The sequence below is a fragment of the Aerococcus sp. L_32 genome (assembly GCF_050689315.1).
In genome coordinates this window covers 1-6,472 of the sequence record NZ_JBOEQF010000122.1, presented here as the reverse complement: position 1 = coordinate 6,472, position 6,472 = coordinate 1, and the positions used below count along the sequence as shown (strand labels likewise).

Genomic DNA, 6,472 nt, shown 5'->3' with positions numbered 1-6,472 from the left:
AAATTGACCTTCTGAGTGTACATAGCATAGTATGCCTTTGAGATAATCATATAAAATAATTGTTTCGATGCCCTTAGCGCCTAGAAATTTCATTCCTTCTTTTATAGTTAAGGGTTGATTAGTGGAATCATTTAGTAAAACAACAAATTCTTCCTCCGTTGTAACTAGTGTATCGATCTTCATTTGCGAACTAAGAATTGTTGAATTTTTTAGGTTAGTAGTTGTTTTAACAACTAAAGGGATGGATAAGTGGTTATATAACCACTTAAAACAATCTTTTGAAAGGTTGGTGTCAACCACGCAATGGTCAGAATAATTAATGATTTCATATCTAGCGTCGAGAAAATCACTGGTGATATATTGATATATTTCCATATCATCTACACCTAACAATCGTCTGCCTTCATAATCCTCTATGTACATGTAAGAACTAGTACTCATATCCTCTATTTTTTGCGAATAAGACATATCAATGTCATGTTCTTTTGAATCCACAATGATTTGATTACCATCTGCATCATTTCCATAAACGGTGATGAAATAGTTATCTGCATGTAATTTGGTTAAATTAGCTGCCATATTATGACCAGCTCCACCTATGGCTGTATGAATTTTGCCAGGATTAGAATTCTTGTCGGTTATTTTCTGATGTGACCGCCCTATGTAATCTACGTTTACCCCTCCTATGATAGAAACATAACCAGGTTTGGAAATGAAATATCCTCTACCCTCTATATGGCCCTCGCTAATTAATTTACGAATGATGGAAGCTACTCCAGAACGAGATAAGCCAATTTCTTTGGCAATCTCTTCCTGGCTGATAAAAGGATTAATAGCAATTAGTGATAAAACTCCTTCTTCGTTACGTGTCATGTTAACCTCCTTAGATTTAACTGAGAATGAATTTCAACAATAGTTTATTAAAAATGATATTTTGAATAATTTGTGAGCTTTTTCTCTTATATTATAAACAATTGTTGCTAGAAAATGAAACCGTTAACAAAATTAAAGTTTGTCATAGTATATTTAGTTCACAGCAGAACAGGAGGAGTAAAAATGGGGCTTGAAAAATACGTAGTAGTAATCGGTGGATTAAATATGGATATCGCAGGGATCTCTGGACCAGTTTATCATGAACGTGACTCAAATATCGGTAAAGTGTTTCTTAGTCCGGGTGGCGTAGGGCGAAATATTGCACATAATTTAGTGAACCTTGAAGTTCCTACCTATTTAATTACAGCATATGGTGATGATGACTTTGGCTTATTACTTGAAAAAAGTTGTAATGAATTAAATATTGAATTAGATTATGCGGAAAAATTAGATCATGCCAATAGTTCAACGTATCTCTACGTTACAGATGATGAAGGAGATATGGTAACAGGTGTGAATGATATGGGAATCGTTGATTGTATCACACCGGCATTCTTACAAGATAAATTAGATGTGATTAATGAAGCGGAAGTTGTTGTATTTGATGCTAACTTATCTAAAGAAACACTAGAGTGGCTAGGAGAGAATGTCACTGCACCGATTTTTGTTGATCCAGTTTCAGTTTCCAAAGCGGATAGAGTTCAAAATATTCTAGATAAGATTGATACGATTAAACCAAATGAACATGAAATTGAATTATATACAGGAGTTAAAGTAGCTGATTTAGGAAAGGCTAAAGAAGCTGCGTGCAAATTAATTGATTTAGGGCCTGAGCATGTCTATCTATCACTAGGTTCTAAAGGTATGGTCGTTGCAGATAAGACACAAAAGCCAACTTTTGTACCGGTAATTCCAACAGAGGTTGTTAGTGCTAATGGTGCGGGGGATTGTTCTATGGCTACATTGGTATGGGCCAGATTCCATTACGGCAATATTCTATCTGTAGAAGAAGTCTCACAATTAGCCCAAGCTGCATCTAGCATCACGCTACAAACTGAAAGTTCAGTTTCAGACGAATTATCTATTCGTTCAGTTGTCCGTCACGCACAATCATACGAGACTATTTCGTACTAATATAAAAGGAGATTATACAATGTTAAAACAATTATATTCAATTATTACTTATGAAGAAGCAGTGCAGACAATCGATGCAGGTGCAGACCATATTGGTTTGGTACCTATGCAAGATGGTGGTGTACTTGCTCACCGTGTAGAACATGATTTAGTAGATAAGATTTTTGATAAATGTAGAGAACGAGACGTAAAAACTGTTGCGATTATGTTAAATCATGACGGACAAGAAATTATCGATGTTTGTCAACGAGTAAAACCTGATATTGTACATTTTGCAGGTATGGATTTCACGTGTGACGAAGATTTTGCAACAAAAATACGTGAAGCTTGCCCTGGTATTGAAATTATGCAAGCCGTTTTAGTAGATGGACCTGGCGCTTTGGATCGAGCGATTGAATACAGTAAGTTTGCTGACTGGATTCTTACAGATACTGGATTGGCGCCGGATACTGGAATTGGTGCATCAGGTGAAACGCATGATTGGGATATTGATAAGGCAATTGTTGAAGCTGTTGATACACCAGTAATTATGGCAGGTGGTTTAGGACCAGATAATGTTGAGGAAGCCATTCGTCACGTTAGACCTGCTGGCGTAGACTCATTATCTAAAACATCAATCAAATATGATGGCGGACATATGGAAAAAGATATTGAGAAAGTTCGTTTATTCTGTGAAAGAGCAGATAAAGCAGCAGCTGAATTGGAACGATAAAGAGGAGCGGTTTTATATGAATTATAAAATGATTCAAAGTGTAAATATTCTCACTACAGACAACTTTGTAGAAGATGCAGTTGGTGTGCTTCAGAAAGGGGGGTATTCAAAACCGTTAATTGTTACCGATGAATTTATGGCGGGAACTGATTTAATGAAAGCATTTCTAAACAAAATCACCGATGCGGGATTGCAATACTGTATTTTTGATTCAGTAAAACCGGACCCTGTTATATCAACAGTTGATAATGGATACGAAGTTTACGCTGAAGAAAGTTGCGATGCAGTCTTTGCTATTGGTGGCGGTAGTGTATTAGATGTTGCTCGTGGGATTAACATCTTAGCACATAATGGCGGAAAGATTATTTCTTATATAGAAGGAAAAGCAGTAAAACATTCCCCAGGGCTAATCTCGGTACCTACCACATCTGGAACAGGTAGTGAGTTGTCTAATGCGGTGGTCTTAACGGATCCAGAAACTGATTCAAAACATACAATTTTAGCTGATGGTGCCAAGAGTGAAGTGGCGATATTAGCGCCAGAGTGGGTACTTACACTACCATTGGGACAAACGATAGCAACAGGACTAGATGCATTTTCACATGCAGCTGAAGCTTATACATCCAAACTAGCAACACCAGTTAATGATGCGATTTGTGAAAAAGTAATGTTTATCATTGTCAACTACTTACCTAAAGTTATTGAAAATCCAACTGATAAGTTAGTAAGATCGAAGATGCAGGTTGCAGCAGCTTTAGGTGGATGGGCTATCAATAATGGGGGGACCCACATTGGGCATTCAATTGCACATATTACCGGCGCAGAATTCCATGTACCTCATGGTATGATGTGTGCTTATGCATTGCCTGCGGCATTAAAATATGTTTCGGGTGTCCAAAGTAGGAAAGTGAAAGAAATTGGACAAATATTGGGGCTAACATTTAATGGTGATGAAGATGCTGATCAAATTGGGGATTTAGTGTCGAAAGCTTATATTCATTTCAGAGATATAACTTTAGGAATGCAGCCAATTTCTAAATTCAATATTGATAAAGAAGTATTTATTAATCTTTCGTCAGAAGTTGTTAAAGAACGTTTTGCATCAAATACGCCGTTACCCTTAGATGAAAAAGTTGTAAGAAGGTTAATGACAGAGATTATTGAGGGTGAATAATTATGGGAATTATCAGAAACATCATTGGTGTTATATTGATTTTGGCAATTGCTTATTTTGCATCTTGGGATAGAAAAGAAATCAAAAATCGCTTAGTAAATATTGGTGTAATGTTTGTATTGATGTTTATTGTAGCATTCGTATCTTTACGTACAACATTTGGTATTTCCTTATTGCAAGGGATTTCAAATGCCTTTGCATGGTTGAATGTACAAGCCCAAGGAGGCATTAATTTCGTTTTTGGTGGCATTATGTTTGAAGAAGGTGCTAGCGTATTCTTCTTTAACGTATTATTACCAATTGTCTTCTTCTCTGCTTTAATTGGTATTTTAGATTATTTAAAAATCTTACCTTTTATTATGAAATGGGTAGGTTGGGCAATTAATAAAATCACTGGTGTTGGTGAGTTAGAAAGCCAGTATTCTATTATGACTACAATGATTGGGCAACCGACTGCATATATGACCATTAAAGACCAGATTCTAGCGATGAGTGGGAAGAGGTTGTTTACATTTCTAATGACCTCTACCTCAACAGTTGCAGCATCTACTCTGGCTGCATATATGGAGATGATCCCTGGTGAATATGTTGTAGTTGCAGTGTTTCTAAATATTTTTGCAACATTTATTATTTCTAGTTTTATTAATCCGTACGACACGGCGACAGAGAATAAATATATGGAAGAAAAAATGAATGCAAACAAACCTACTGAGATTGAGAGTATTTCAGAGGTTGAAGAAGAAAATGAAGTGAAGCCTAACTTTATTTCTGTAATTAGTGATTATATTTCTAATGGTTGGGGATTAGCAGTCGCTGTAGCAGCTACTTTGGTGGGGTTTGTTGCGATTATCACATTCTTGAATAATGGACTAGATGCTTTAGTAGGTGTTACATTTACGGAAGTTGTTGGGTACATTTTCTCACCAGTTGCATTTGCTATTGGTGTACCAAGTGTGGATATTGTAGAAGTTGGTTCTATTATGGCACAAAAATTATTTACCAATGAGTTTGTGGCCTTAGCTGAGGTAGGTAATTTAACTGGCATTATCTCAGAAAAATCTTTAGCGATGATTTCAGTATATTGTATGAGCTTTGCTAACTTAGGTACTTTAGGTATTGTTACTGGCGGTATTAAGGCTATAAGCGAAGAAAAAGCTGAAATTGTTGGTGGTTACCTGGGTAAACTACTGCTTGGTGCGACATTGTCATCACTGCTTGTAGCGGCAATAGTGGGTATGTTCTTTTAACTTTGATAACATAATATAGAAAACGAGGCTGGGACAAAACAAGTCTCAGTTAACTAAATAAAGAGAGGAAATAGATTTCGAAGTGAAATCTATTTCCTCTCTTTTAATTTATCAGTCTCTTTTGGACTTTTATGATGTTATTAGCCATCAATACTAGACCAATATCTGTTTTTACTTTATCTTTTCCTCTTAAATGAGTCCTTCGGAATCCTAAGTTTTGTTTAATCTGTCCGAATACCGGCTCAACATCAATTTTTCTACATGCGAAAAGAGCTGAGCCATCTTCGTTTATTTTTTTATATGGATGTTATATATCTGTGGCGAAAAAGTGGTTTTCGTTTGGATTAGAAAATCATTGTGTCTGCGCCGTATGGTTGACCTTGAGCTTCTTGCGCTAAGACATTTAAGAAGTTCCAAGGGCGGTTGAATTCTGGTTGGAAGAAGAAATCAGCTAGTGCTAATTGGTCTACAGTCCATTCAGCTTCAATCGCAACAGATACAGCATTAATAGCTTGAAGAATGTCGTAAGTTGACATTAATTGAGCACCTAATACGCGACCGTTATCTGCATCATAGTGAAGTTTCATTAAGACTTTTTCTTCGTCATGCATAAATGAAGGACGGATTAAGTCTTCTTTATAAACAGATTTCACGTTGCCCTTGTATGAGCTAGCGTTAGCATCTTTGATACCAGTAGTTGCGAATTTGTAGTCAAATACAGCAAGACCTGATGTACCGTTTACGCGACCAATTTTAGCGTCTGCATCACCACTTGCGTGACGAGCCATGATGACACCTTGGCGACGAGCGTTAGTTGCTAAAGCAATGTAAGCTTTGTCGTTTGTTGGTGCAAAAGGAATGGCAGTTGCATCACCGGCAGCGTAAACATCTTTAACTGAAGTTTCCATGTGTTCGTTGACTTCAACAAAACCACGACCATCAAGGGTTAAAGTGTCTTTCAACCATTGTGTGTTTGGACGAACACCAACACTGATAACAACTGTATCAGCTTCGTAAGTTCCTTTATCCGTTACTACAGCAGTTACTTCGTTGTTTTCGTTAACTTTAAATTCCTTAACACCTTCACCAGTTTTAATTTTCATACCTTTGTCTTCCATATGTTTTGTTAGAAGATCAGTGAATTCACTGTCAAGATAAGTTGGTAAGATTGAGTCTACGAAGTCAACAACTGTAACATCAATACCAGCTTGTGCATAAGCAACTGCTACTTCGATACCGATGTATCCTGCACCAACAATAACAGCTTTTTTAGCTGATGCCATACGGTTTTTCACTTTATCTGCCCAGTTTCTACCACGTAAGTAGAAGATG

The 6,472-nt window shown here is 36.7% G+C and carries 6 protein-coding genes and 1 pseudogene; 4 read left to right on the top strand and 3 right to left on the bottom strand.

The window, feature by feature from the left end; translation table 11 throughout:
* Window positions 1-873 (bottom strand): PfkB family carbohydrate kinase (locus tag ACRCJ0_RS08445; RefSeq protein WP_431390169.1); only part of this gene is annotated, 873 nt, incomplete at its 3' end.
* Between the two features lie 183 nt (window positions 874-1,056).
* On the opposite strand from ACRCJ0_RS08445, the gene ACRCJ0_RS08440 reads away from it, so the two are divergent.
* From ACRCJ0_RS08440 to ACRCJ0_RS08425, 4 genes are read left to right on the top strand one after another with little or no spacing between them, the layout of a single operon-like run.
* Window positions 1,057-2,007 carry a carbohydrate kinase family protein gene (locus ACRCJ0_RS08440; protein ID WP_431390168.1) on the top strand — a complete coding sequence of 317 codons (951 nt, stop codon included), beginning with the start codon at window positions 1,057-1,059 and terminating at the stop codon, window positions 2,005-2,007.
* 19 nt (window positions 2,008-2,026) lie between these two features.
* Window positions 2,027-2,719, top strand: coding sequence for a phosphoribosylanthranilate isomerase (locus ACRCJ0_RS08435; protein ID WP_431390167.1), 693 nt, complete (start codon window positions 2,027-2,029; stop codon window positions 2,717-2,719).
* Between the two features lie 16 nt (window positions 2,720-2,735).
* Window positions 2,736-3,893 carry an iron-containing alcohol dehydrogenase gene (locus tag ACRCJ0_RS08430; protein ID WP_431390166.1) on the top strand — a complete coding sequence of 386 codons (1,158 nt, stop codon included), beginning with the start codon at window positions 2,736-2,738 and terminating at the stop codon, window positions 3,891-3,893.
* Window positions 3,894-3,895: 2 nt separating this feature from the next.
* A complete protein-coding gene (locus tag ACRCJ0_RS08425; protein ID WP_417894154.1) occupies window positions 3,896-5,140 on the top strand; it encodes a NupC/NupG family nucleoside CNT transporter in 1,245 nt (414 codons plus the stop codon).
* Window positions 5,141-5,243: 103 nt separating this feature from the next.
* Here the strand turns inward: ACRCJ0_RS08425 and ACRCJ0_RS08420 are convergent.
* A pseudogene (locus ACRCJ0_RS08420) lies at window positions 5,244-5,432 on the bottom strand (transposase); the annotation flags it as partial.
* A gap of 52 nt (window positions 5,433-5,484) precedes the next feature.
* Window positions 5,485-6,472, bottom strand: a 988-nt coding sequence (locus ACRCJ0_RS08415; protein ID WP_431390165.1) for an FAD-dependent oxidoreductase, incomplete at its 5' end; no start/stop codon positions are given.